This window comes from Nocardia sp. CA-120079 (genome assembly GCF_050955745.1).
Classification (GTDB): Bacteria; Actinomycetota; Actinomycetes; order Mycobacteriales; family Mycobacteriaceae; genus Nocardia.
The window spans coordinates 9,204,132-9,226,897 of the sequence record NZ_CP192088.1 but is presented as its reverse complement, the minus strand read 5'-3'; the positions used below and the strand labels follow the sequence as shown (position 1 = coordinate 9,226,897).

General features: G+C 66.0%; 16 protein-coding genes and 1 pseudogene. 9 read left to right on the top strand and 8 right to left on the bottom strand.

Going from position 1 to position 22,766, the window contains the following annotated elements; translation table 11 throughout:
• Window positions 1-100 precede the first annotated feature (100 nt).
• Entirely contained in the window at window positions 101-673 is a 573-nt protein-coding gene (dcd, locus tag ACQPYR_RS41680) for a dCTP deaminase (RefSeq protein ID WP_433625407.1), read from the top strand.
• A gap of 273 nt (window positions 674-946) precedes the next feature.
• Here the strand turns inward: dcd and ACQPYR_RS41675 are convergent, their stop codons facing one another.
• The gene (locus ACQPYR_RS41675) at window positions 947-1,396 is read right to left on the bottom strand and encodes a hypothetical protein (RefSeq protein WP_433625404.1); all 450 of its coding nucleotides are present in this window, start codon (window positions 1,394-1,396) and stop codon (window positions 947-949) included.
• Window positions 1,397-1,960: 564 nt separating this feature from the next.
• On the opposite strand from ACQPYR_RS41675, the gene ACQPYR_RS41670 reads away from it, so the two are divergent.
• The 3 genes and pseudogenes from ACQPYR_RS41670 to ACQPYR_RS41660 form a co-directional block, all read left to right on the top strand.
• Window positions 1,961-2,971 (top strand): XRE family transcriptional regulator, encoded by a 1,011-nt coding sequence (locus ACQPYR_RS41670; protein WP_433625402.1) that lies wholly within the window; start codon window positions 1,961-1,963, stop codon window positions 2,969-2,971.
• Between the two features lie 343 nt (window positions 2,972-3,314).
• Window positions 3,315-4,571: a pyridoxal phosphate-dependent aminotransferase gene (locus ACQPYR_RS41665; RefSeq protein WP_433635394.1), complete on the top strand. Its 1,257-nt coding sequence runs from the start codon at window positions 3,315-3,317 to the stop codon at window positions 4,569-4,571.
• Between the two features lie 406 nt (window positions 4,572-4,977).
• Window positions 4,978-6,246, top strand: a pseudogene (locus ACQPYR_RS41660) (YibE/F family protein); the annotation flags it as partial.
• 369 nt (window positions 6,247-6,615) lie between these two features.
• Here ACQPYR_RS41660 and ACQPYR_RS41655 read toward each other — a convergent pair.
• Together ACQPYR_RS41655 and ACQPYR_RS41650 are read right to left on the bottom strand one after the other, a co-directional pair.
• Entirely contained in the window at window positions 6,616-7,950 is a 1,335-nt protein-coding gene (locus tag ACQPYR_RS41655) for an Hsp70 family protein (RefSeq protein ID WP_433625399.1), read from the bottom strand.
• A 151-nt stretch (window positions 7,951-8,101) separates the two neighbouring features.
• On the bottom strand, window positions 8,102-9,424 hold the full coding sequence (locus ACQPYR_RS41650; RefSeq protein ID WP_433625396.1) for a UDP-glucose dehydrogenase family protein: 1,323 nt from the start codon (window positions 9,422-9,424) through the stop codon (window positions 8,102-8,104).
• 149 nt (window positions 9,425-9,573) lie between these two features.
• Here ACQPYR_RS41650 and ACQPYR_RS41645 point away from each other — a divergent pair, with 149 nt between their 5' ends.
• From ACQPYR_RS41645 to ACQPYR_RS41630, 4 genes are all read left to right on the top strand, one after another.
• Window positions 9,574-10,122 carry a YdcF family protein gene (locus tag ACQPYR_RS41645; protein ID WP_433625394.1) on the top strand — a complete coding sequence of 183 codons (549 nt, stop codon included), beginning with the start codon at window positions 9,574-9,576 and terminating at the stop codon, window positions 10,120-10,122.
• A gap of 120 nt (window positions 10,123-10,242) precedes the next feature.
• Entirely contained in the window at window positions 10,243-11,472 is a 1,230-nt protein-coding gene (locus tag ACQPYR_RS41640) for an acyl-CoA dehydrogenase family protein (protein WP_433625391.1), read from the top strand.
• On the top strand, window positions 11,472-12,620 hold the full coding sequence (locus ACQPYR_RS41635) for an acyl-CoA dehydrogenase family protein (protein ID WP_433625388.1): 1,149 nt from the start codon (window positions 11,472-11,474) through the stop codon (window positions 12,618-12,620). The genes ACQPYR_RS41640 and ACQPYR_RS41635 overlap by 1 nt, the downstream gene beginning before the upstream one ends.
• 2 nt (window positions 12,621-12,622) lie before the next feature.
• Window positions 12,623-13,201, top strand: a complete 579-nt coding sequence (locus tag ACQPYR_RS41630; protein ID WP_433625387.1) for a QsdR family transcriptional regulator — start codon at window positions 12,623-12,625, stop codon at window positions 13,199-13,201.
• A gap of 130 nt (window positions 13,202-13,331) precedes the next feature.
• Here ACQPYR_RS41630 and ACQPYR_RS41625 read toward each other — a convergent pair whose 3' ends face one another.
• Window positions 13,332-16,421 carry a heterodisulfide reductase-related iron-sulfur binding cluster gene (locus ACQPYR_RS41625; protein WP_433625384.1) on the bottom strand — a complete coding sequence of 1,030 codons (3,090 nt, stop codon included), beginning with the start codon at window positions 16,419-16,421 and terminating at the stop codon, window positions 13,332-13,334.
• A 465-nt stretch (window positions 16,422-16,886) separates the two neighbouring features.
• Here ACQPYR_RS41625 and ACQPYR_RS41620 point away from each other — a divergent pair, with 465 nt between their 5' ends.
• On the top strand, window positions 16,887-17,648 hold the full coding sequence (locus ACQPYR_RS41620) for a hypothetical protein (RefSeq protein ID WP_433625382.1): 762 nt from the start codon (window positions 16,887-16,889) through the stop codon (window positions 17,646-17,648).
• Window positions 17,649-17,700: 52 nt separating this feature from the next.
• Here the strand turns inward: ACQPYR_RS41620 and ACQPYR_RS41615 are convergent, their stop codons facing one another.
• The 4 genes from ACQPYR_RS41615 to ACQPYR_RS41600 form a co-directional block, all read right to left on the bottom strand.
• Window positions 17,701-18,585, bottom strand: coding sequence for an NRDE family protein (locus ACQPYR_RS41615; protein WP_433625379.1), 885 nt, complete (start codon window positions 18,583-18,585; stop codon window positions 17,701-17,703).
• A gap of 138 nt (window positions 18,586-18,723) precedes the next feature.
• A complete protein-coding gene (locus tag ACQPYR_RS41610; protein ID WP_433625376.1) occupies window positions 18,724-19,926 on the bottom strand; it encodes a S1 family peptidase in 1,203 nt (400 codons plus the stop codon).
• A gap of 223 nt (window positions 19,927-20,149) precedes the next feature.
• The gene (locus tag ACQPYR_RS41605; RefSeq protein WP_433625374.1) at window positions 20,150-21,514 is read right to left on the bottom strand and encodes a S1 family peptidase; all 1,365 of its coding nucleotides are present in this window, start codon (window positions 21,512-21,514) and stop codon (window positions 20,150-20,152) included.
• A gap of 88 nt (window positions 21,515-21,602) precedes the next feature.
• The gene (locus ACQPYR_RS41600) at window positions 21,603-22,733 is read right to left on the bottom strand and encodes a hypothetical protein (RefSeq protein ID WP_433625372.1); all 1,131 of its coding nucleotides are present in this window, start codon (window positions 22,731-22,733) and stop codon (window positions 21,603-21,605) included.
• Between the last annotated feature and the right edge of the window lie 33 nt (window positions 22,734-22,766).

Genomic DNA, 22,766 nt, shown 5'->3' with positions numbered 1-22,766 from the left:
GGGTCCGGGACAAGGCAACCGAGCCATCGACAACGCGGCGGCACTTCGTCACCGTGCGGCGGCTGAGCAGCGGTATCGAGCAGGCGCTACGCTCGTCGGCGTGCTGCTTTCCGATCGTGACATCCGTGCGGAGATCGCCGCTGGGCGTCTCGGCGTCGAGCCGCTCCTGGAGAATCTGATCCAGCCGTCGAGTATCGATGTGCGGCTGGATGGGCTGTTCCGGGTGTTCGACAACACGCGGTACACCCATATCGATCCCGCACAACGTCAGGATGAGCTGACCAGTCTGGTCGAGCCCGACCCGGGTGAGCCGTTCGTGCTGCACCCCGGCGAGTTCGTGCTCGGCTCCACGCTGGAGGTGTGCACGTTGCCGGACGACCTGGCCGGTCGGCTCGAAGGCAAGTCCAGCCTGGGACGGCTCGGCCTGTTGACGCACTCGACGGCGGGCTTCATCGATCCGGGCTTCAGCGGCCACATCACACTGGAGCTGTCGAATGTGGCGAATCTGCCGATCACCCTGTGGCCGGGTATGAAGATCGGTCAGCTGTGCCTGTTGCGCCTGACCAGTCCCGCCGAGAACCCCTACGGCAGCACCACCGCGGGCTCCAAATACCAGGGCCAGCGCGGACCGACGCCCTCCCGGTCGTATCTGAACTTCCCGCTGTCCACTTAGTCTGTGGCAGTACGGGTTTCGACGACCCGGAAAGAGTTGCGATCAGCGGCAGGACCCGTACGCATCGGCGTCGATCCGAACGAGCTTCCTCGTCTCGCTCGAATCTTGCGGATGCGTACGGGTTTCGGCTCCAGGACGCAACCCCACTGCCCTTTCGCTGCCTCTTCGCCCATGTCGGATCGGCCCGAAAAAGCACCCGACCGAGCCCGCCCCTGTCGACTGCCAGTAGAGGGGCGGACTCGGTAGGCCCGGCGGCGGGGACCGACGACGCATTCAGTCCCCGCCACCCGCCCCCACCGCGAGTGCCGTCGTGATGACGACGGATAACGGTGGGAGCGTGTCGCCGCGACTCGGTGGGTTGACCCAGAAGCACCCTTCCCGGGTCCACCGACCGAGCCCGGTCGGCAACATCACGGCGCTGCCGATGGCCGGTATGCCAATGTCGTGACGGTTCAGCACCTCCAATACCTGCGCGCCCGGCCGACTGTCCGGCTCGGCGAGGAAGCTCCAGCGAATCTGCCTGGCCAGCATGGGGCCCCTCGTCCCCTGCTGTTCCAGTGCGGCCCTGACCTTTTCGGCCCGAATCGTCGGCAGGTGGACAACGCAGACGCGGCCGGTGATGGGCAGCATCACGAACCCGCCGCGTTCGGTGACCGGTAATCCGAACTCGTGCCGGTAATAGGCCACCCAATCGTCGACTGTTCTGAGTTTCTCCACATTCACGGTCAACTCCTTGCCTCCTCGTGTCCAAGGGTCCTGTGCCGGACGGCGATTCGGGAATCGCCCACCCGCTCGCCTTCTACTGCCATTCCGCTGCCTCTGATAGCGGATGGCTTTTGCCTGTGGCCGCACTCACAAAGCGCTCGTACCCTGGGAAGGAGTTCGTTCGGAAGGGATGACGTCGTGGTTCGGCAGTGGTCAGGTAAAGAGGCCCGTGCCCTTCGCGATGCCAGGCGGATGAGTATCCGGGAGTTCGCAGCGCATCTGGGTGTGCACGAGCGGCTCGTTTCGAAGTGGGAGGCCGGCGGAGCGCGGGTCCATCCACGTCCGGTGAATCAAGCTGCCCTCGATACATCCCTGGCCAGGTCCGACGATGTTGTGCGGGCGCGGTTTGCGGCCATGATCGATCAACCTGTATTCGATCGACCGACCGCGCCCGGATTCGACAGGCGGGCCGATGTCTCGGCTCGCGCCAATTATTCGAGTGACGCGGATCTTTTGGCTCTCATAGACGCCGGTGCGATGAGAGGTGATGCGTTAGCGGCGATTTCGGAGAGGGATCTGATCATGGCGGCTGCCCACGAGGCGAGCGAGCACGCCGGCCAGGCCGAGAGCACCAATGTGGGTGCTACCACCTTGGAGCAGCTCGATGCCGATGTCACGCGCATCGCGAACGAATATGTGCACATCCCGCCGGTACCGATGATGGTGGAGATGCTGCGAGTGCGACGCCGGGTGTACCGGCTGCTGGAGGGGCATCAGCGTCCCGCCGATACCAGCCATCTGTATCTGCTGGCAGGCACGCTGTCGGGATTGCTCGCCAATGCGAGCACCGACCTCGGCTATCTCGATGCCGCGGGCGAGCAGATCAGAGCGGCCTGGGCCTATTCGGAATTGTGTGGTCACAACGGGTTGCGTGCCTGGACCCGCGGCATGCACGCGCTGATCGAATACTGGTCCGATCGACCGCGTCGGGGAGTGTTGCTGGCGCAGAGCGGGCAGGACTTCGCCGAGTCGGCCACGGCCAAGGTTCGACTATTGAATATCGAGGCGAGAATCTGGTCCCGGTTGGGCAGTGATGCCGACGCCGATCGCTGTATCCGGGCCGCCGACGATGCCCGCGATGTGTCCGATACCGACTCCCTGCACGACGAGGTCGGCGGCGTCTTCGGCTTCAACGAGGCCAAGGCCCATTACTACGCGGGCGCGACCTATATCCATCTCGGTCAGGCCGAACCCGCCTTGGCCGCGACGCAACAGGCCATCGAGTTGTACGCGAACGGACCGTCCGAGCGGCGTTCCTACGGCACCGAGGCGATGGCCCGGGTCGACAGCGCCGCGGCGCATCTGATCAACGGCAGTCTGGACGGTGCGACCGCCGCCTTGGTTCCGGTGCTCGGCCTTGCCGAGGACAAACGCATCGCCCAACTGGAGGAACGGCTGGTCGGGCTGCGGCGGCGGATCGCCGGACCGGAGTTCCGCGACGCCGTCGAGGCGCGCTTCCTCGACGAGAAAATCGAAGAGTTCTGCGGAACAACTGCGGCCAAAGGCATCCCGCCGGGCAATTCGCCGGCCTGATCCCGCGGTGCGCGCACTGGACCAAGCTGCAGTTACAAGCACTGTCGACCACGATGCGAGTCTTACGAGCGAGGAGTTCGCGGCCTGTGTTGCGTCCGGGTGGTGGAAGCGCATGGGCTGTGGGCATCTGGTTCGTCCCATCTGATGCGGGTGCGTCAGGTGCTGAACGATCCGCCGTCAGTGACCACGACGGAGTGAGTCTTACGAGCGACCCGTTCGCGGCCCGTCTCGCGTCCGAGCCGTCGAAGCGCATGCGACGTAGTCGCGAGTCTCGACGGCTCGGACGCGAGACACCAGGGGGCCGCGAACCCGCCGCGGCCACGCGGCAAAGAACACTGGCACCATAGGCAGGGTGAGTCCTAGCCATCTACCGCATCACCCGCCGCGCGTGCTGGAGCAATCCACGAAGCTGCAGAACGTCCTCTACGAAATTCGTGGACCGGTGGGCGCACATGCGGCACGGCTGGAGGCGGAGGGGCATCGCATCCTCAAGCTGAATATCGGCAATCCCGCGCCGTTCGGGTTCGAGGCGCCCGATGTGATCATGCGCGACATCATCGCCGCGCTGCCGTATGCCCAGGGCTACTCCGAATCGAAGGGGATCCTGTCGGCCCGGCGCGCCATCGTGACCCGCTATGAGCTGGTCCCCGGTTTTCCCGAACTCGATGTCGACGACGTCTACCTGGGCAACGGCGTCTCGGAGCTGATCACCATCACTATGCAGGCGCTGCTCGACAACGGTGACGAGGTGTTGATCCCGGCGCCGGACTATCCGCTGTGGACCGCGATGACCAGCCTGGCCGGCGGCACTCCGGTGCACTACCTGTGTGACGAATCCAACGGCTGGCAGCCTGATATCGCCGATATCGAAGCCAAGATCACCGATAAGACCAAGGCGCTGCTGGTCATCAATCCGAACAACCCGACCGGTGCGGTGTACTCCACTGAGGTGCTGCAGCAACTGGTCGACCTCGCACGCAAGCATCAGCTGCTGCTGCTCGCCGACGAGATCTACGACAAGATCCTCTACGACGACGCGAAGCACATTTCGCTGGCGACGCTCGCGCCCGATCTGCTCTGCCTGACCTTCAATGGACTCTCCAAGGCCTACCGGGTCGCGGGCTACCGCTCCGGCTGGTTGGCGATCACCGGACCCAAGGAGCATGCGGCTGGTTTCCTCGAGGGCATCGATCTGCTCGCCTCGACCAGGCTTTGCCCGAATGTGCCTGCGCAGCACGCGATTCAGGTGGCACTCGGCGGGCATCAGAGTATCGAGGATCTGATCCTGCCCGGCGGTCGACTGCTCGAGCAGCGCGATGTCGCGTGGGAGCGGCTGAATATGATCCCGGGTGTTTCCTGTGTGAAGCCGAAGGGTGCGCTCTACGCGTTCCCGAAGTTGGATCCGAACGTCTATGAAATCCGCGATGATTCGAAGCTGATCCTGGATCTGCTGCTGCAGGAGAAGATCTTGATGGTGCAGGGCACCGGGTTCAACTGGCCGAATCATGATCATTTGCGGATTGTCACGCTGCCGTGGGCACGGGATCTCGCGGTGGCGATCGAGCGCTTCGGGAACTTCCTGTCGAGTTACCGGCAGTAGGGACTGGGCGGTCCGAAACCCCTTGTCAGCGTGCGCTGGGCTACTGGATCGCCCCGCTTCGGGGGGCAAAACATACTCGGTGTACGGATAGTTGCGAGTTTTGGTTACTAGCTAGCGCTAAACGAGACTTTTTGTGTACAGTGTCTCTTGGCACTTCGAGTGCCCGGTCAAGTTGTCTACCCCCCCTGGACAACCTGACCTCGGGTTAGGCTGCCTACCCCCCTGGGCGCCAACCTGCGGGCGGCGGAGACATCCCCCTGCTCTCCGCCGCCCCCTCCCGATTTTCCATTCGGAACCTTCCTGACGCATTATCGGTCGCTGCCGGTCCGTGAATCCGATCTTGAAAATGAAATCCTTTAAGCTCGCACCCTGGACTACAGACGAGAAGGTAGGAGTCCGGTGAGCCATGAGTGATCATCACCATCACCACGACCATTCCGGCCCCATCGCGATCGGCGCGACCGCGGCCCGGGTGGTCGTCGGGTTGCTCGCCGCGATCGGTGTCGTGGTCGTGATCGCCGCGATCGTGCTGTGGCCGAGCAGCCAGCACATCGACATCCCGCTGCCGATGCAGAACGCGGGCGGTGGCGCGGTGCAGACCGAGGCCGGAACGGTGGTGCTGCAGGACGTCGGCGCATGTGGCAGCAGTTCGATCGGCAAGGTGTTCATCGATAAGCCCGAGCAGCCGCGCGCCGCGGGCTACACCTGTCAGCGCAGTCTGATCAGCATCGATTCCGGTCCGCACAAGGGCAATCACACCCTGTTCGAAATCGCGCCCGGCCCAGGACAACCCGATCTGCATGCCGGTGACCACATCCGGATCGTGCGACAGACCGATCCGAGCGGAATGCCGCTGTACTCGTTCGAGGACTACTCGCGCGGGCTGCCGCTGACCCTGATCGTGCTGGCCTTCGTGGTCGTGGTCATCGTGGTGGCGCGCTGGCGCGGGTTGCGGGCGTTGCTCGGGCTGGTCTTCGCCTTCGCGGTGCTCGTGCTGTTCATGCTGCCCGCACTGTTGGACGGTAAGCCCGCTATTCCGGTCGCGCTGGTCGCGGGTGCGATGATCCTGTATGCCGTGCTGTATCTGGCGCACGGTGTGAATCTGCGCACCAGTTCCGCGCTGCTCGGCACGCTGACATCGATGATCGTCGCGGCGGTGCTGTCCTGGATCGCCATCGAGGTCACGCATCTGACCGGCCTATCCGAGGAACAGAACACCAACGTCGCCACCTACATCGAGCACGTCAGCATTACCGGTCTGCTGCTGGCGGGCTTCATCATCGGTTCGCTCGGTGTGCTAAACGATGTGACCATCACCCAGGCCTCGGCCGCTTTCGAACTCGCCGCCATCGATGAATCCGCGTCGCGCCGGGAGGTTTTCGCCGCCGCCATGCGCGTCGGCCGGGACCATATCGCGAGCACGGTCTACACCCTGGTGCTGGCCTACGCCGGTGGCGCGCTTCCGCTGCTGCTGCTGTTCAGTGTCGCGGGACGCTCCATCCGCGACGTCCTGACCGGCGATGCGGTCGCCATCGAAATCGCTCGCTCCTCCGTCGGCGGTATCGCGCTGGCCCTTTCGGTCCCGTTGACCACTGCCATCGCCGTCATGCTCGCCCGGCCCTTCGGTCACAAGCCCGAACCCGCTGCTCCCGCGCGGCATTCGCGGCATGCGAAGTCCGCGACGTCCGCACCTTCCCGTCGCTCGCCGTCCCGCCCCTCCGCCGCCGCTCCCAGCCGCCAACGGACCTCGGCCCCGACCCGGGATGACGAGCCGGGCCCGGCTGCCTGGAACGACCAACCCTCGAATTCCCGGCCATACGAACGCAGTCGGGGCTACCGCAGCGCCGATCCGCAGGACTACGAGCCCGACTACGACACCGACCCGCGCGGCTACCGCCGCCCGGATCCACGCGGATCCTGGGACGAGGACGGCCCTGCCGCTCGGTAACCGCCGCCCGGATCCGAGAGCGCGTGGGGCGATGAGGGTTCCGCCCCTCGGCAACTGCCGCATAGCCTGCTTCGCTGGGGAGTGCAGGTCACCGGTTCAGCGCGGCGCGGGCGGCGGGAAAGGGAGGATCACGGGCGGAATCGTCGGCACCACGATCGGCGGAAGTCCTGGCACGACAATGGTATTCGGGCCGGGCGTGGACGGGGGCGGCTCCGTGGTCGTCGCGCGGTACGGAGGCGGGGCGGCCACCGACTCCGCGGACTCGGTGGTGCTGGCCGGGGCGACGGCGATCTGCGGGTCCAGGGTGGTGGTGCGTGGCGGGTTGGTCGGCGAGACCGAGGTCGGGTGGTCGCTGCTCTGCGAATCGCGCGTGAGAACCTGTGGGCCGTAACCGAGTCCGAGTCCGATCGCCGCGACGACAGCCAGTGCACTGACGGTCAGCACCGCACCATTGATTTCCCGCTTGCCGCGGCGCCGCTTGGGCGGTGCGGACAGCCAGGCGGGTGAGAGCTCATCGTCATCGAGCAGCGAATCCGCGGTGGGCGCGTACTGCTGCGGGGTCTGGACGACCGTGCGCACCGGACGCGCCATCAGGGCAGCACCGCGGGTGACCACCGTCTCCGGGCTGTCGGGCACGATGACCGGCACACCCATCCAGCGTTCGAGGACCTTGGCGATCAGCGGAATTCGCGCGCAACCGCCGATCGCGAGCACACCGTGCACCGGACGATCCGAGCGCACGATGACATCGCGCGCCATCCGCGCCGACGATTCGATCGCCAGCATGATGAGGGCTTCGAAATTCTCCTGGGCCAGCAGCACCAGCCCCTGTTCGCTGGGCAGCGCCACGGCAGTATTCGAGGACAGTTGCTCTTTGGCCTCGCGGCACAGTGCGTCCAGGGCGGCCAGCCCCGCCGAATCCGGCGGATGCGCGATCCGGCCCGAGGCGATCTGCTGTTCGCGAATCAGCGAATCCAGGTAGTCGCCGCTGATATCGCTGGTGCGTTCGCTGTGGCGGATCTCACGGGTCTGGGTGTCGACGACGCTGACCGTCAGTCCGGAGCTGCCGAGGTCATAGACGACGAGTGAGGAGATGCCGCGGATATCCCCGGTGGCCTGCGCGAATTCGACCGCCGCGACGATTTCGGGCACCAGTTCGTAATTGGTGAGCTGCTGACGCGCCATGGCCGCGCGCAGCGCCTTGGCATGCTGCTCACTGCGGTAGGCGATCGCGGTGGCCGCGATACCCGGCATGGATTCCAGCGTCACGCCGATCGCCTCGGCGGCCAGCTCCTCCACCTGGTGCTCGACGACCGGAATGGTCTGCAGATCGAAGGAATGCGGGGCGATGGGGCCGTGGGGGCTCGCGGTGTGTGGTCGCGCCATACGGACGGCGCCGGCCCCCACCGAAACTCCCAGAACCGAACTCATCAGCTGCCCATCCCGTTTCACACATCACGACATGCGAGCCTGCGCCGCCCGCCGGGGGATCGGCCCGCTCTCGGGACCCTACCGCCGACGTCCGACAGACCCGAAGGCAGGATCTGATCGTCCCGGCGTCGCCCCCGCGTCGCAGGCAACTCTACGGTGTGCCGAGTCCGGCGTACACCCATCCGGCGTCTCTCCAGGTGGCTCGATTGAGACAGTTGCGACCGTCGATGATCGACCGTTTGCGAACCACCGGATCGAGGTCTTGCGGACGCAATGCGACGAATTCGTCCCACTCGGTCAGCACCAGGACCACATCGGCGCGATCGCAGGCCTCGGTGACCGAGGTCGCGTAGTTCAACGTGGGGAAGACCCGTCGCGAATTCTCCGCCGCCTTCGGGTCGTACACCGTCACCACCGCGCCGTGCAGCTGGATCATCCCGGCCACATTCAGCGCGGGTGAGTCACGCACATCGTCGGATTCGGGTTTGAAGGCCGCACCCAGCACCGCCACATTGGCGCCGAGCAGCGATCCGCCGCAGGCTCGCGCGGCCATATCGACCATCTTGGTGCGGCGGCGCATATTGATGTTGTCGACCTCGCGCAGGAAGGCCACCGCGTGATCGGCGCCGAGTTCGCCGGAGCGCGCCATGAACGCGCGGATGTCCTTGGGTAGGCAGCCGCCGCCGAAACCCAGTCCGGCATTGAGGAATCGGCGGCCGATGCGCGCGTCGTAGCCGAGGGCGTCGGCCAGCATGGTCACATCGGCGCCGGTCGCCTCGCAGACCTCGGAGACGGCGTTGATGAACGAAATCTTGGTTGCGAGAAAGGCATTCGCGGAGACCTTGACCAATTCTGCGGTGGCCAGGTCGGTCAGCAGGAACGGCACCTCGGCCGCGATCAGGTCGGCATATAACTCGCGCACCAATTCCTCTACCCAGGCGGCGCTTTCGCGTTCGCGATCCACGCCGAGCACCAGTCGATCGGGACGCAGTGTGTCCTTCACTGCGAAACCCTCACGCAGGAACTCCGGATTCCACGCCACCTCGACCGCGGCGTCGGTGAGCGCGCGGGCCCGTGCACCCAATGCGGCGGCGGTTCCCACGGGCACCGTCGACTTCCCGACGATCACCGACGGCCGCTCCAACAGCGGTGCGAGCGTATCGACCACGGCGTGCACATATTTCAGGTCCGCGGCGTACTCGCCCTTCTTCTGCGGTGTCCCGACGCCGAGGAAATGCACCTGGGCGTGGTCGGCGGCGTCCGCGTACGAGGTGGTGAAGCGCAGCCGACCGGCGTCCAGGTTCCGGCGCAGCACCTCCTCGAGCCCGGGTTCGTAGAACGGCACCACACCATCGGACAGCTTCGCGACCTTGCCCGGATCGATATCCACGCCGATCACATCATGTCCGAGCTCGGCCATGCACGCCGCGTGCGTGGCCCCGAGGTACCCGGTTCCGAAGACTGTGCATCGCATGATCGATTGATAGGTCCCGCCGATGGCCACCCCACGTCAGCGAGGCAAGGGTCTCGGCAACAGCAGATGTACATGTGGCGACATGAATGACGGATAGCCTTCTGGCCTGCGTAAACTCATTCGATGACGGCCCGGTTACGATCGATCTCGTGCGACGCCAGCGCAGCATCCGGGCCCGCAGCGCCTGGGTGGTGGTCGGCGTTGCGGTGGTGGTGGTATCGGTCGCTGGTCTGTGGCCGGTTTACGTTCGGCCGCAGGTGGACGCACCCGTGAAAGCCGATGCGATTCTCGTGCTCGGCGGCGCGCACGACGGGCGCGAGACGCTGGGGCTGCGGCTGGCCCGAGAGGGTTACGCGCCCCGGGTGCTGTTCTCGGATCCGTATGAGAACAGCGCGCTGATGAACCGCATCTGCCACAGCCGCTACAGCTTTCAGGTCACCTGCTTCGATCCGTCGCCGCGCACCACGCGTGGCGAAGGTCGTGAACTCGCCGAACTCGCCGTGGCGCAGGGTTGGCGTCGAGTCATCGTCATCACCTTCACGCCGCACATTTCGCGGGCCCGCTACATCCTCGGGAAATGCTGGGACGGTGAGGTGCTGATGGTGGATCCGCAGCCAGGTCTTTCGGTCGCCAGGTGGGCCTACGACTACGTCTACCAGTCCGTCGGATACGTCAAGGCGTTCTTCGAAGACTGCTAGCGCCCACAAGTGCAGGCAGGTGGCATCAGTTTGATTTCCGGCGTGAGACAGACGTACATTGTGTCTCGTGGGGCCGCGGAGCGACCCGATGCAATGACGCAGATCCCTCCGGGAGGGCAGATGGATTACGACTGGTCAGCGGCCGATCTGGACTTTCGCGACGAGGTTCGCGCATTTCTCGCCGAGAAGCTGACGCCGGAGCTGCGGCGGGCCGGGCGCTTGGCGACGAGCGTGTACCCGGACCACGAGGCCAGCATGCGATGGCAGCACATTCTGCACGAGCGCGGCTGGGCCGCACCGGCCTGGCCGGTCGAGCACGGTGGCTGCGATTGGAGTCTCACCCAGCACTACATTTTCAATCGCGAATCGATGCTGGCCGGTGCGCCGTCGCTCTCGCCGATGGGCATCCGGATGGTCGCGCCCGCGATCGTCGCGTTCGGTACGCCGGAGCAGCAGGCCTTCTATCTACCGCGCATCCTGACCGGGGAAGTCTTCTTCTGCCAGGGCTATTCGGAACCGGAGGCCGGTTCGGACCTGGCCTCGCTGACCATGGCCGCCGTCGACGACGGCGCCGATTTCGTCTGCACCGGCAGCAAGATCTGGACCACCCATGCCACCGCGGCGAATTGGATCTTCTGCCTGGTCCGGACCTCGCGCGAGGGGAAGAAGCAGCAGGGCATCACTTTCCTGCTGATCGATATGACCTCGCCGGGCATCGAGATCCGGCCGCTGGTGATGACCTCCGGCGAACAGGTGCAGAACCAGGTCTTCTTCGATAACGTCCGGGTGCCGAAGGCCAATGTGCTCGGCCGGATCGATGACGGCTGGACCGTCGCGAAATATCTGCTCGTGCACGAGCGCGGTGGTGCGGCAGCGCCGATGCTGCAGGTCATGGCCCAAGATGTGGCCACCGCGGCGGCCGAGCAGACCGGACCCGACGGCAATCCGCTGATCGATGACGTGGCATTCGCGGCGAAGTTGGCGGAGGCTCGGATTCGCACCGAGGTGCTCGAAATCCTGGAGTACCGCACGCTTTCGGCGATGACGCAGGGCAAGAATCCCGGTCCGGCGTCCTCGATGCTCAAGATCCTGGCCACCGAATTGAGTCAGCGGCTCACGGAATTGGCGTTGGAGGCGGCCGGTCCGCGCGGCCGCGTTTATCAGCCGCATGCCACCGCGCCGGGCGGGCCGATCGCCGAATTCACCCCGCCCGCCGACGAATATCGCAGCGGCGCGGACTGGCAGGCGGTCGCGCCGCTGCGCTACTTCAACGACCGGGCGGGCTCGATCTATGCGGGCAGCAACGAAATTCAGCGAAATATTCTCGCCAAGGCAGCATTGGGGCTCTGATGGACTTCACCTTCACCGATGAGCAGGAACTGCTTCGCGACGCGGTGGCCGGATTCCTCGGCGCCCGTTACGAACTGGACAAGAGCCGGGGCGCGGCGCATTCCGACGCCGGTTGGCAGCCGGGAGTGTGGCGCGGATTCGCCGAGGAGCTGGGCATTCTCGGGGCAACCCTGCCCGAGCGGGTCGATGGTATGGGCGGTGGTCCGGTCGAGTTGATGATCATCACCGAGGAACTCGGCCGTGCGCTGGTCGTCGAGCCGTTTGTCGACACCGTGGTGGTCGGCGCCGGTCTGCTGAATCGCGGCGGTGGCGAGCGTGCGGATTCGGTACTGCGCCAGATCGTTTCCGGTGCGGCGCGGACAGCGTTCGCGGCGCTGGAGCCGAGCTCGGGACAGACGCTGCACGACGTATCGACCACCGCGCGTCGCGATGGTGACGCGTGGGTGCTCGATGGCGTCAAGACCGTCGTGACCAGTGCACCGCTGGCGACACATCTGCTCATCAGCGCGCGCACCGCCGGTGAGCGGCGAGACAAGGACGGAATCTCGCTGTTCCTCACCGAATTCGATGTCGCCGATCTGCCCGTCGGTGTCGAGGTGCATTCGTATCGGACCATCGACGACCGGGTCGGCTCCGATATCACCTTCACCGGATTCCGATTGCCGGCCGATGCGCTGCTCGGTGCCGAGGGCGCGGCATGGAACGCGATCGATGCGACGGCGGACGAGGCGATCGCGGCGATCGCGTCCGAGGCCGTCGGCTGCATGCGAAAGGTGTTGACGGACACTGTCGAATACGCCAAACAGCGGCAGCAGTTCGGCCGGCCGATCGGCAGTTTCCAGGTGCTCCAGCACCGTATGGTCGACATGTTCATCGAGCTCGAGCAGGCCATTGCCGCGGTGTATCTGGCCGTCTACTCGTTGGGTGCGGCCGCGGCGGACCGGGCGCGGGCGGTCTCGGCCGCGAAGGTCACCATCGGTCGGGCCGCGCGCTTCATCGGCCAGAACGCCGTGCAACTGCACGGTGCCATGGGCATGACCGAGGAACTCGCGATCGGCCACTACTTCAAGCGGCTGACCGCGATCGAATACGAATTCGGTTCCAGTGACCAGCATCTCGCTCGATATGCGGCGCTGACGAGGCCGTAGTCGTGTCCGACGAGGCGGCGGGCGTATCGAAACCGGCGCGTGCGGATGTGATCGACCTCGCGCACCGCTGGTTCCTCGACGGCCGCCGCATCGATATGCAGCAGCTCGCGCGCGAACTCGGCATCGGTCGCGCCACGCTCTATCGCTGGTGGGGCAGTCGGGAAGTGGTGATCGGGGAGGTGGTGTGGCGGGTGATCGCGGAGGCGATCACCCGGGTCGAGGCGCGCGGTTACGGGGCGCCGGCCACACGTTTCGTCCGCAATTTCGGCAAGCTCGCCGATACCGTGCGCACCTTCGAACCGCTGTCCCGCTTCGTCGCCGAGGATCCAGAGTACGGACTGCGCGTCCTGACCTCGCGTTACACCGTTGTACAGGCCCGCATGATCGATTGGGTCGCAGAGCGTTTGGCCGGGCTGCCCGATCTGGATCCGCGCATCGAGATCCGCGATCTCGCCTATGCGATCGTGCGCATCGGCGAGGCTTTCGTCTGGAGCGATGTCATCACCGGTGACCCGCCGCAGTCCGAAAAAGCCACTGCCATGGTCGAGCTGCTCATCTGCGCCGCATCCGGCAAGCGCTGAACCGCGGTCAGGAGCCGAATTGTCCTATAACACCATTACCTACTGGTTGGCGTAGGACGGCGGTCAACGAAAACGAGCGGCCCGGGTGCGCATTGCACACCCGGGCCGCTCGCTTGTTTCCGCTTACCCGTCAGTTCTTGCGGCCGGGGGCCTTGGCGCCGGATTTGAAGCCGAGGCCGCCGGGCTTGGCGGGTGGGGGTGCGACGGCTGGGGTGCCGTTGCCGTTGGCGGGCTGTGCCGGTTCGTCAGCGGGTTCCGTTGCGGCTTCCGGGGTGGCGGAGGCCGGTTCGGCGGGAGCCGGGGTAGCCGTGCCGGGGGCCTTGGGGCCGGGGCGTTTGAAGCCGGACTTCATGGCCAGGCCCTTGGCGGGGATGGACGGCTTGGTTTCGGTCGGGGTCGAAACCGGTTCGGTGGCAGGGGTTTCCGCTACCGGGGCCGCTTCGGCGGGGGCCGAGGCTTCCGGTGCCTTGGCTCCGGGCGCCTTTGCCGCGCCCTTCATGGCCAGCCCCTTGCCCGGTGCCTTCGCCGGACCCTTCATTGCCAGACCCTTGACCGGCGGTGCCGCCGGTGCCTCGGCGGCGGTTGCTGCTTCGGTGGTGGCGTCGGGAGTTGCCTTGGCGCCGGGCGCTTTTGCGCCACCCTTCATGCCGAGGCCCTTGCCTGGTGCCTTGGCGGGGCCCTTCATCGCGAGGCCCTTGACGGGGGCTGCCGGAGCAGTCGCCGTCGCTGTGTCCTCGGCCGGAGCCGGGGTCGCCTTGGCGCCCGGTGCCTTCGCGGCGCCCTTCATGCCGAGACCACCACCCGGTGCCTTGGCCGCACCCTTCATACCCAGACCACCGGGTGCCTTGCCGCCGCCCTTCATCGCCAGACCGCCACCGGCTGGAGCCGCCTTCGGTTCGGCGGGCGCTTGGGCTGCGGGTGCCGGTTCGGGTTCGGCGGCAACCGGTTCCGGCTCGGGGGCCTGTTTCGGTTCCTGCACCACGGTCAGGTTCTCGGTGAGGTTCGACGGGTCGACTCGGTCGATGGCGTCGAGCATCAACTGCGCGACATCGACGACCTCGACGCCCTGGCCGACCTCGCCGCTGTCCTTGCGTGCGGTGACACCGTCGGTGAGCATGACGCGGCAGAACGGGCAGCCGGTCGCGATCTTGGACGGTTCGTTGCCACCGTTCAAGGTGGACAGCGCCTCGTCGACGCGATCGATATTGATCCGCTTACCGAGCTGCTCTTCCATCCACATCCGCGCGCCACCGGCACCACAGCACATGGAACGTTCACCGTGCCGCGGCATTTCGACGAGGGTGGAGCCGGAGGCCTCCATCAACTCGCGCGGTGCGTTGTAGACCTTGTTGTGGCGGCCCAGGTAGCACGGGTCGTGGTAAGTGACATTCTGCGATACCGAGGCGACCGGGATCAGCTGCTTGGTGCGCACCAGCCGGTTCAGCAGCTGGGTGTGGTGCACCACCTCGTAGGTGCCGCCGACCTGCGGGTACTCGTTGTTCAGCGCGTTGAAACAGTGCGCGCAGGTGACCACGATCTTCTTGCGCGACTGCTCGACACCCTCGAACACCGAGTTCAGCAGTTCGATGTTCTGCTGCGCGAGCTGCTGGAACAGGAATTCGTTACCCGCCCGGCGCGCGGAGTCACCGGTGCAGGTCTCGTCGGCGCCGAGCACCATGAACTTCACGCCCGCGGTGGCCAACAGCTCCGCGACGGCCTTGGTGGTGCGCTTGGCGCGATCCTCGTACGCACCCGCACAGCCGACCCAGAACAGGTACTCGTACCCGTCGAAGGAGTCCGCATCCTGGCCGAACACCGGGATCTGGAAATCGAGTTCGTTGATCCAGTTCAGCCGGTCCTTGGCGTTCTGGCCCCACGGGTTGCCCTTGTTCTCCAGATTCTTGAACAAACCGGCCAGCTCGGAGGGGAACTCCGACTCGATCAACACCTGGTAGCGGCGCATATCGATGATGTGATCGACATGCTCGATATCGACCGGGCACTGCTCGACGCACGCACCGCAGGTGGTGCAGCTCCACAGCACCTCGGGGTCGATGATGCCGTTGACATCCTCGCCGCCGACCAGCGGACGCTCCGCCTCGGCCTTGGCCAGTTCGGAGATCTTGGCCAGCTTCGCCTCGTCGGGCTTGCCGTCGCCGTCGACCAGGCCGATCTCGTCGCCGCCCATATCCTTGCGGCCGCCGGCCAGCAGATACGGGGCCTTCGCGACACCGTGGTCGCGCAGCGACATGATCAGCAGCTTGGGCGAGAGCGGCTTACCGGTATTCCAGGCCGGGCACTGCGACTGGCAGCGACCGCATTCGGTGCAGGTGGTGAAGTCCAGCCAGCCCTTCCAGGAGAAGTCCTCGACCCGGCCCGCGCCGAAGGTGTCGACGTCCGGGTCGGCGGTCTCCATATCGACCGGCTTGCCCTTGGACATCATCGGCTTCGCCGCACCCAGTGCGACGCCGCCGTCGTCCTCACGCTTGAAGTAGATATTGAAGAAGGCCGCGAACCGGTGCCAGGCCACACCCCAGTTGATATTGCGACCGACCAGCAGCAGGAAGGTGCTGCCCGAAACCATCTTGATGAACGCGAAGATGGCGACCATGGCCACGCTGGAGGGCAGCAGCTTGGCCACCTGCATGGTGAAGAAGTCGGTCCAGGCCTCGGAGTGGCCGTAGGTGGCGATCTTGCCCGCCTTCACCATGACCATGCCGATGCCCTCGAGGAACACGATCGCCTCGATGACGTACGCCGGGGCGAACCGGGAACCACTGAATCGCGACAGCCGCGCCGGCACTCGCGGGTGGTTGAGCTGGCGAATGGCGATCAGCACCAGGATGCCGATCACGGTGCCGATGCCGAGCAGTTCGTCCCACAGGTGGTAGATGCCCCAACCGCCGATGATCGGCCAGTGGAATTCGGGATCGAAGGTCTGCCCGTACGCCTCGAAGTACAGGATGAAACCGCCGAGGAAGCCGATCATCACCAACCAGTGCGCCCAGCCGACCGTGCGGAATTTGTTCATCCGGGTGTGGGCGAGGAATTCGACGATCATCGTCTTCAAGCGCGGGAAGAATGGTCGCCAACGATCCGGCGCGGGCTGGCCGATCATGATCGCGCGGGTCATTTTGCCGACGCCACCGACGAATGATGCCCAACCCAACAGGCTGAACGCCACACCAATCGTGCCCAGCGTCAATGTCAGGGCATTCATGTCGCGACCTTTCTTTAGAGGCAACACGAGCGTGGGCGGCGATCTCGCCACCCGGTTGGCTCGTATCCTAACTGCAGGTAAGTTACCCGCCGGTAACTTACCTGTCTATCGTACGATCGGCGGTTGCCTCTTGCCCCCTCTTCCTGGGGCTTGACCGGCTTTTCGCCTGTGATTGATTTCACGAAGATCGCGCGATCCGGGTGTGGTTCGGGGCGTCAACCACCGTAAACAATGCTCGGTGCATGCTCGGCGGTAAGGACAGGCTTATGTCACGCCGAGATCACAGTGGGAATAGTCGATCTCGCATCTTCATGTCGGTTCGATTACGCTCACCACGTTCTGTTTGATGTGCATGTCTTTCACACTGCTCGGGGAGAATCCGGGGTCCGACCACCTCGGGTTGATGAGCGCTCTCGCGTGTACGGAAGCGGCGCGCAGACAACCTGATGATGGATTGGAAACTGAATGAATCTCCGCAGCACCACCGCGGCTGCCACGATGGTCATCGGCGCTATGACTGTCGGATTCGGAGTTGCTCACGCCGAGCCCGCCCCCGCGGCCGCTCAACCGATCAGCTACTCCGTCAAGCTCGTGGACAAGACCGTCGTCGCGACCCTCAAGGGAGGGACTTTCGAGCTGACGAAGTCCGACGAGGAATTGAAGGACCCGGACCTCTACACCGTCAAGGACGACCTCGGTAACACCGTGCTCTCGGTGCCGCTCGACGTCAACGTGGGCGAGGATCAGACCCCGGTCGATGTCAAGCCGGTCGTCAAGGACGATGGCAAGGTGCTCGAGCTGACGCCCGATCAGAGCGTCAAGATCGAGCAAAAGGTGAATACGGTCAACGCCGTCGCCAAGCCGATCGCCTCCCCGGATGAAGACCAGCGGGCAATGAACGAGTTCTCCACTCAGTTCGGCATCGCCACGGCGGTCGGCGGCTTCGTCGGCACCGCCATCGGTGTCGTCGCCGGTGGTGTCATCGGCTGCATCCTCGGCCTGCCGCTGCTCGGTGTCGGCTGCATTCCGGCAGCGATCGCGGGCGCGGGTATCGGTGGCATCCTCGGGACCCTCGCCGTCGGTGGTCCGATCCTGACCCTCGCGGGCATCGACCTGATCAACACCCTGCAGGCGGCGCCCGGCACCACCAAGTTCGCCGAGAAGTCGGTGCCCGCCCAGCAGCCTGCTTCGGCCCAGCAGCCTGTGCCGGCCCAGCAGCCGAACTGATCTCGATCCAACTCGACCGGCCCGCTCCCACGTGGAGCGGGCCGTTTGCGTTTCAGGCCTGGTGCTCGCGCAAATCCAAACTGCCGCTGAAGATTTCCTCGCCCCTGTGCCGTCCGAAGCGTCCGAAGGAACGCTCGGCCATCTCGAACGAACCGTCCTCGCGCACCAGCAGGACCGTGCTCGCCCTTGTCCCGTGCAGTGCGTTGGCGATGAATCTGGCCGAGAGTGTGCGCTCGCGCCGCAGCGGAACTCCGGTGTGCGGCAACAGCTCATCGGGCGCCTCGCTGCGATCGGCGAGCACCTGGAAGTAGCGCGCCACATTGCCGGGATCCGATTCGACCACCGCGCGCAGGTCGCTGAGACCGCCGTGGACTTTGGGCCAAATGGGTTGAGGCGCTTCGAATGCCGCCCCGGGGCCGGGGACGGCGGAGGCGATGAACATGCCGTTGGATACCCCGTGGAAGCCCGGTGTCAGCTCCTGAGGCGGTAGTGCGCTGCGATTGGAGTGCCACCACAGCGATTCGAGATCCGAGACCAGCATGTTGTAGCCGTTGTAGTCGTCGGGGGCGGCGGCTACGTCGAGCACATACTGCTCCGGGCCCGGTAGCTCACGCCGGTCGCCGGTGCCGCGCAGGAAATCCATCAGCAGCGCGCCGCGTGAACGGGCATCGCCGCGTTCGTCCTTCGGATTACGCACATTGGTGACGGTGGCGAATCGATTGCGGCCCTTGTCTTCCCGCGTCAACCCTAGCCAGGTACCCGGCGGATCGCCCGCAACCTTGCGCAGCGCCCCGAGATCGCGCCCGGCCAGCAGTCCGGGCACCTCGGACCACCATCGCATCGACTCGGTCGGGCGGGAGTAGAACTCGTCGCGGTTGGCCGCGACGATCAACCGATACTCCGGATGGACCCGCCAACCGATCAACACCAAACACATGCATTCCAGGATGCCGGAAGGTCGCCGGGCCCCACAGGGCATTTACGTGGTCTCGGGCACCGCAAGTTCAGTGGATCAGGTCCAAGGACAGCAAAAAGGCCGACAGCGTCGTTGCCGTCGGCCCTTCGCGGGGTAGTGCTAGTTGTTGACCTTCAGGCCCGGGTTGTCCGAAAGAACGACGCTGACCGGCTGGGCGAACAGCTGCGGCGCATTGCCGGTGAGCGCACCGATCAGATTCGGGATCTCGCAGATCGGGAAGTCGGCCACCGACGACGCGCTGGAGATGCCCAGTGCCATCCGGCCGGACACGATCGCGCCACCACTGTCACCGGGCAGGGCGCAGATGTTGGCGGAGAAGGCCTGGGTGAGCTCCCGGTCACCGACCTGCACGGTCTGGTCGACGGCATTCACGATGCCGCAGCTGAAGCCGGTGCGCGCACCGGACTTGCAGACCGGCGCACCGACCACCGGCACGGCGACGCCCTCGACCGCGACCGGCTGGCCGGGCTGGCGCACGAAGTTGTTGCTGAACCGGTCCTTGGCCTGATCGTTGATCCGGATGATCGAGTAGTCCTGGGAGCCGAGCACCGACTTCTGGAACGTGCCCACTTGCGCACCCGCCCGATCGCCGGCCAGCTCGTAGACGCCGGCCGCATTCCCCGAACCCGCCGACGGAATATCCGGATTGCAGTGGCCCGCGGTGATGTTCACGACGTTGCCTGCCCGGTCCGTGCCGTTGAAGCCGAGCGAGCAGCGCAGCGAGGTCTTCCCGGAGATCGAGGCGAAGCCGTCGCCACCGGCCAGCGGACCAGTCTGCATCGCAGCCGCGGCCGGGGTGGTCTGCAGCTGCTCACCGGCGATCGGCGGGGCCATCACGATGACCCGCGACGGGTCGACGAAGTTCGGCATCGGCAGGCCGGCCTGCTCGACCCGCACCGCGATGCTGTTGTTGACGGGATCGACCACCACACCGCGCACCAGCGCGGAGACCGCCTCGGGCTGGCCCTCCAGCCAGCGTTCGAACGCGCTCTTCTCGCCGCGCAGCGCCGCCTCGCTCTTGGCGACATTGCGGACCTCGAATCCGGCCGACGTGGCCGCCTGGCGCGCCTCGTCGGCACCAGGGCCCTGTGCCAGCGCCACGACCGCCTTGCCGCCGTCAGCGAGCCACGAACCCGCGAAGACCTGCGGGAACTGGCGCTGCGCTGTGGTGGCGAAGGCGGCGAGCTGCTGGGCCAGATCGGCCCGGTGCAGGTACTCCTCGGGGGAGATCTTCAGATCGCGCGCGACCGCGGCGGCCAAGTCGGCGGGCAGGGCCGGCTGGTCGGGTTCTGCGTTCGCCACTGCTGCCGTCGGACCGAACAGCAGAATCGCCGCCGAGGCGGCGATAACTGTTTTTCGGACCCGGGTCTGTCGCGCAGCTGATCGGAACTCACCTATACGTGGCAGGAGCATGCCCATACCTTAAGGTGTCCGGCCGGTTATGCCTACTTATGTCGGGATGTTGTTCGGCCCACTAACGGACCGGCAGTCGGTTTGTCGGAAATACGGTGTCCGACAAGCCCTCTCACCCGGCGTTCGGACGGGTCCGCAGCGCGATGCCGGTGCCGACGCCGCCGCCGGCGGACGCATCGATATCGGCCAGGATCGAGCGGATCGGGATACCGAGCGTCGCGGTGCCGCCGTATTGCGCGAGGGCGATATTGGCCTCGTTGCAGTCGGGCGCGTCGGCGGCATTGGAACCGCTGGTGATGCCGAGGGCCAGTGTGCCCGTGACGATCGCACCGCCGCTGTCGCCGCCGAGCGTGCAGGCCGAGCTGGCGAAGCCGCGCACGGTCTTGCTCACGCCCTCCGCGGTGTACAGCTGGGTTTCGACCCGATCGGCCACCACGAACCCGCAGGTGAAGGTGGAGGACTGGCCCGACTTGCAGATCGGGGCGCCGGTGACCGGCTCGGCGGTGCCGGTGATGGTCAGCGTGGTGCCATTGGAGCCGCGCACCGACGGCTGGTCCATGCCCGCATTGACCGAGCGCTCGTTGAGCTTGATGACGGAGTAGTCGAGCGCGGTCGGGCCGCCGAGGCGAGCCTTGACGAAGTTGCCGAGCTCGATGCTGTTCGGGATGTCCCTGACATTGGGCAGGTAAACCGCGGCGTGCTGGTCGTCCTTTTCCAGGTTCGGGTCGCAATGGCCCGCGCTGATATTCAGCGCGTTACCCGCCGCGTCCACACTGTTGAAGCCGAACGAGCACACATCGACCCCGCGCAGCGAGGTGTCCTTCAGCGAGGTCGGCGCGGTGATGTAGGTGTCGCCGCCCATCGGACGGCGTTCGATCGGGCCGCCGCTATTGGGCGAGAGGATGACCTTGACGTTGGCGATCAGGGTCGGCAGGTTCAGCGCGTGGCCGACCGGCGTATTGGCGACCGACAGCACAAGCTGGCTGTTGAGGAAGTCGACCGCGACGGAGTTGATCGACTGGGAGATCTCCTTGGGCAGCGTGTTGATCCACTGATTCAGCTGTATCAGCGCGTTCTCCAGGCCGTTCGCCGAGATCGGGGCCAGATGGGTCTGGTAGCCGTCGGCCGCGGCGATCTTGGCGGCATCGACCGAGGTGACCGCTACGACCGGCTTGCCGTCGGTGCCGAGCCAGGCACCCGCGTAGGTGTCGGGGCGCTCGCTGCGGAACGACTCCGCGTACTCGCTGAGCTCCTGGGCCTTGGCGGAGCGTTCCAGATACTCGGCGGGCGTCATCTTCAGATCGCGGGAGATGGCCTCGACGAGTTCGGGCGGCAGGTTTTCGGCGGAAAGCTGCCCGGGTGCTGCCGGTTCGGCCGAAGCGGCGGTGGTGACGAGCAGGGGTGCGATGAAAACGGTCGCGGCGAATCCGATCGAGGCTGCCTTGACCGCGGCGCTGCGCGCCACCAACTTGCGCATGAAGTCCCTTCGTCGGCACGAGATGTGCCACCACTACACCGGTCAGCGGATCACTTTAAGGCACAAACCCCGGTAGGTCGCTGCGAAATCAACCAGGAGGCGCCAACTCGAACGGAATCGGCTGCTGCCACGGCAGCTGCGTCCACGTCGGCGGCGTCCACATCGGGAAGCCGGGACGGGTGGTCGTGGTCCGGCTCGGCCGGGTGGTGGTCGGCGGTGTCGTCGTGGTCGGTGCGGGAGTGGTGGTCGGCGGTGGCGTGGTCGGCTCGGTGGTCTCCGGTTCGCTGCTGGTGATGACGACCGGCGGTTCGCTGGTCGGCGGCGGCGTGGTTTCCGGCACGGTCGGCAGGTTCACCGGCGGCTGCGGGGTCGGGCTCGTCGAGACCTGGTCGGATTTGGCGTCGCGCACCGGTGGCACCGGGGTCGAGCCAGGATCACGGAACAGCACGGCGACACCGATGCCGCCGAGTATCAGGCCGACGCCGACCGCGACCGCGATCAGCAGTGGTGTGCCGCGGTCTTTCTTGTGGGTCGCGGCCGGCGGCGGCTCCGGGGTGGTCGCCTCGACTGCGGTCGCCGCGACCAGCGGTGCGGCCACCGGCATCGCAGCCGAATAAGCCTGCGGCTGCACCTCGGGCGTCGACACCGCCGGGATGACATCGGTGACCACGGTCGAGTTCTCGGCATTGCTCGGATCCGGCGGGGTCGCACCCGCCGGGGTCGCCAGCACCGCGGCCAGCGCGGCGCGCGCGGCGTCATAGGCGTAGGCCAATTCCGGTGCGACGGTGTCGCTGCCGGGGAGGTCGCCCTCGCTGACCAGCAGTACCGACTTCAGGCCCAGATAGTCCAGTGCGTCGCGGAGCGAGAGCACGTACTCCGACGGCCAGCCCGCGGGGTAGGTCGCATAGAACTCGGCGGCGCCGTTCAGATGTTCGGCGGTCAGATTGATCAGGCAGAACAGTGCGGTCGCGACCAGATCCTCGGCCCGGTAGGCCTCGCCGGCGTCGACGGAGATCCCGGCCGGATCCCCGACCGAGGATGCGAAACCGGTGATCGAATGCGTATGACCGGCCGGAGCCGGTCCGCCGAGGACGGTGTCGCCGTCATCGGACATATGCAGGATCGACTCGCGGACGATGAACGTCGGTTCGCCGTTATCGGTGACGATGGCCGCTGTGCAGTTGTCCTCGGCGATGCGCAGGCCCACCCCAGTGGCCATCCTCAATACCTCGCTTCGGCGTCACGGATCGGG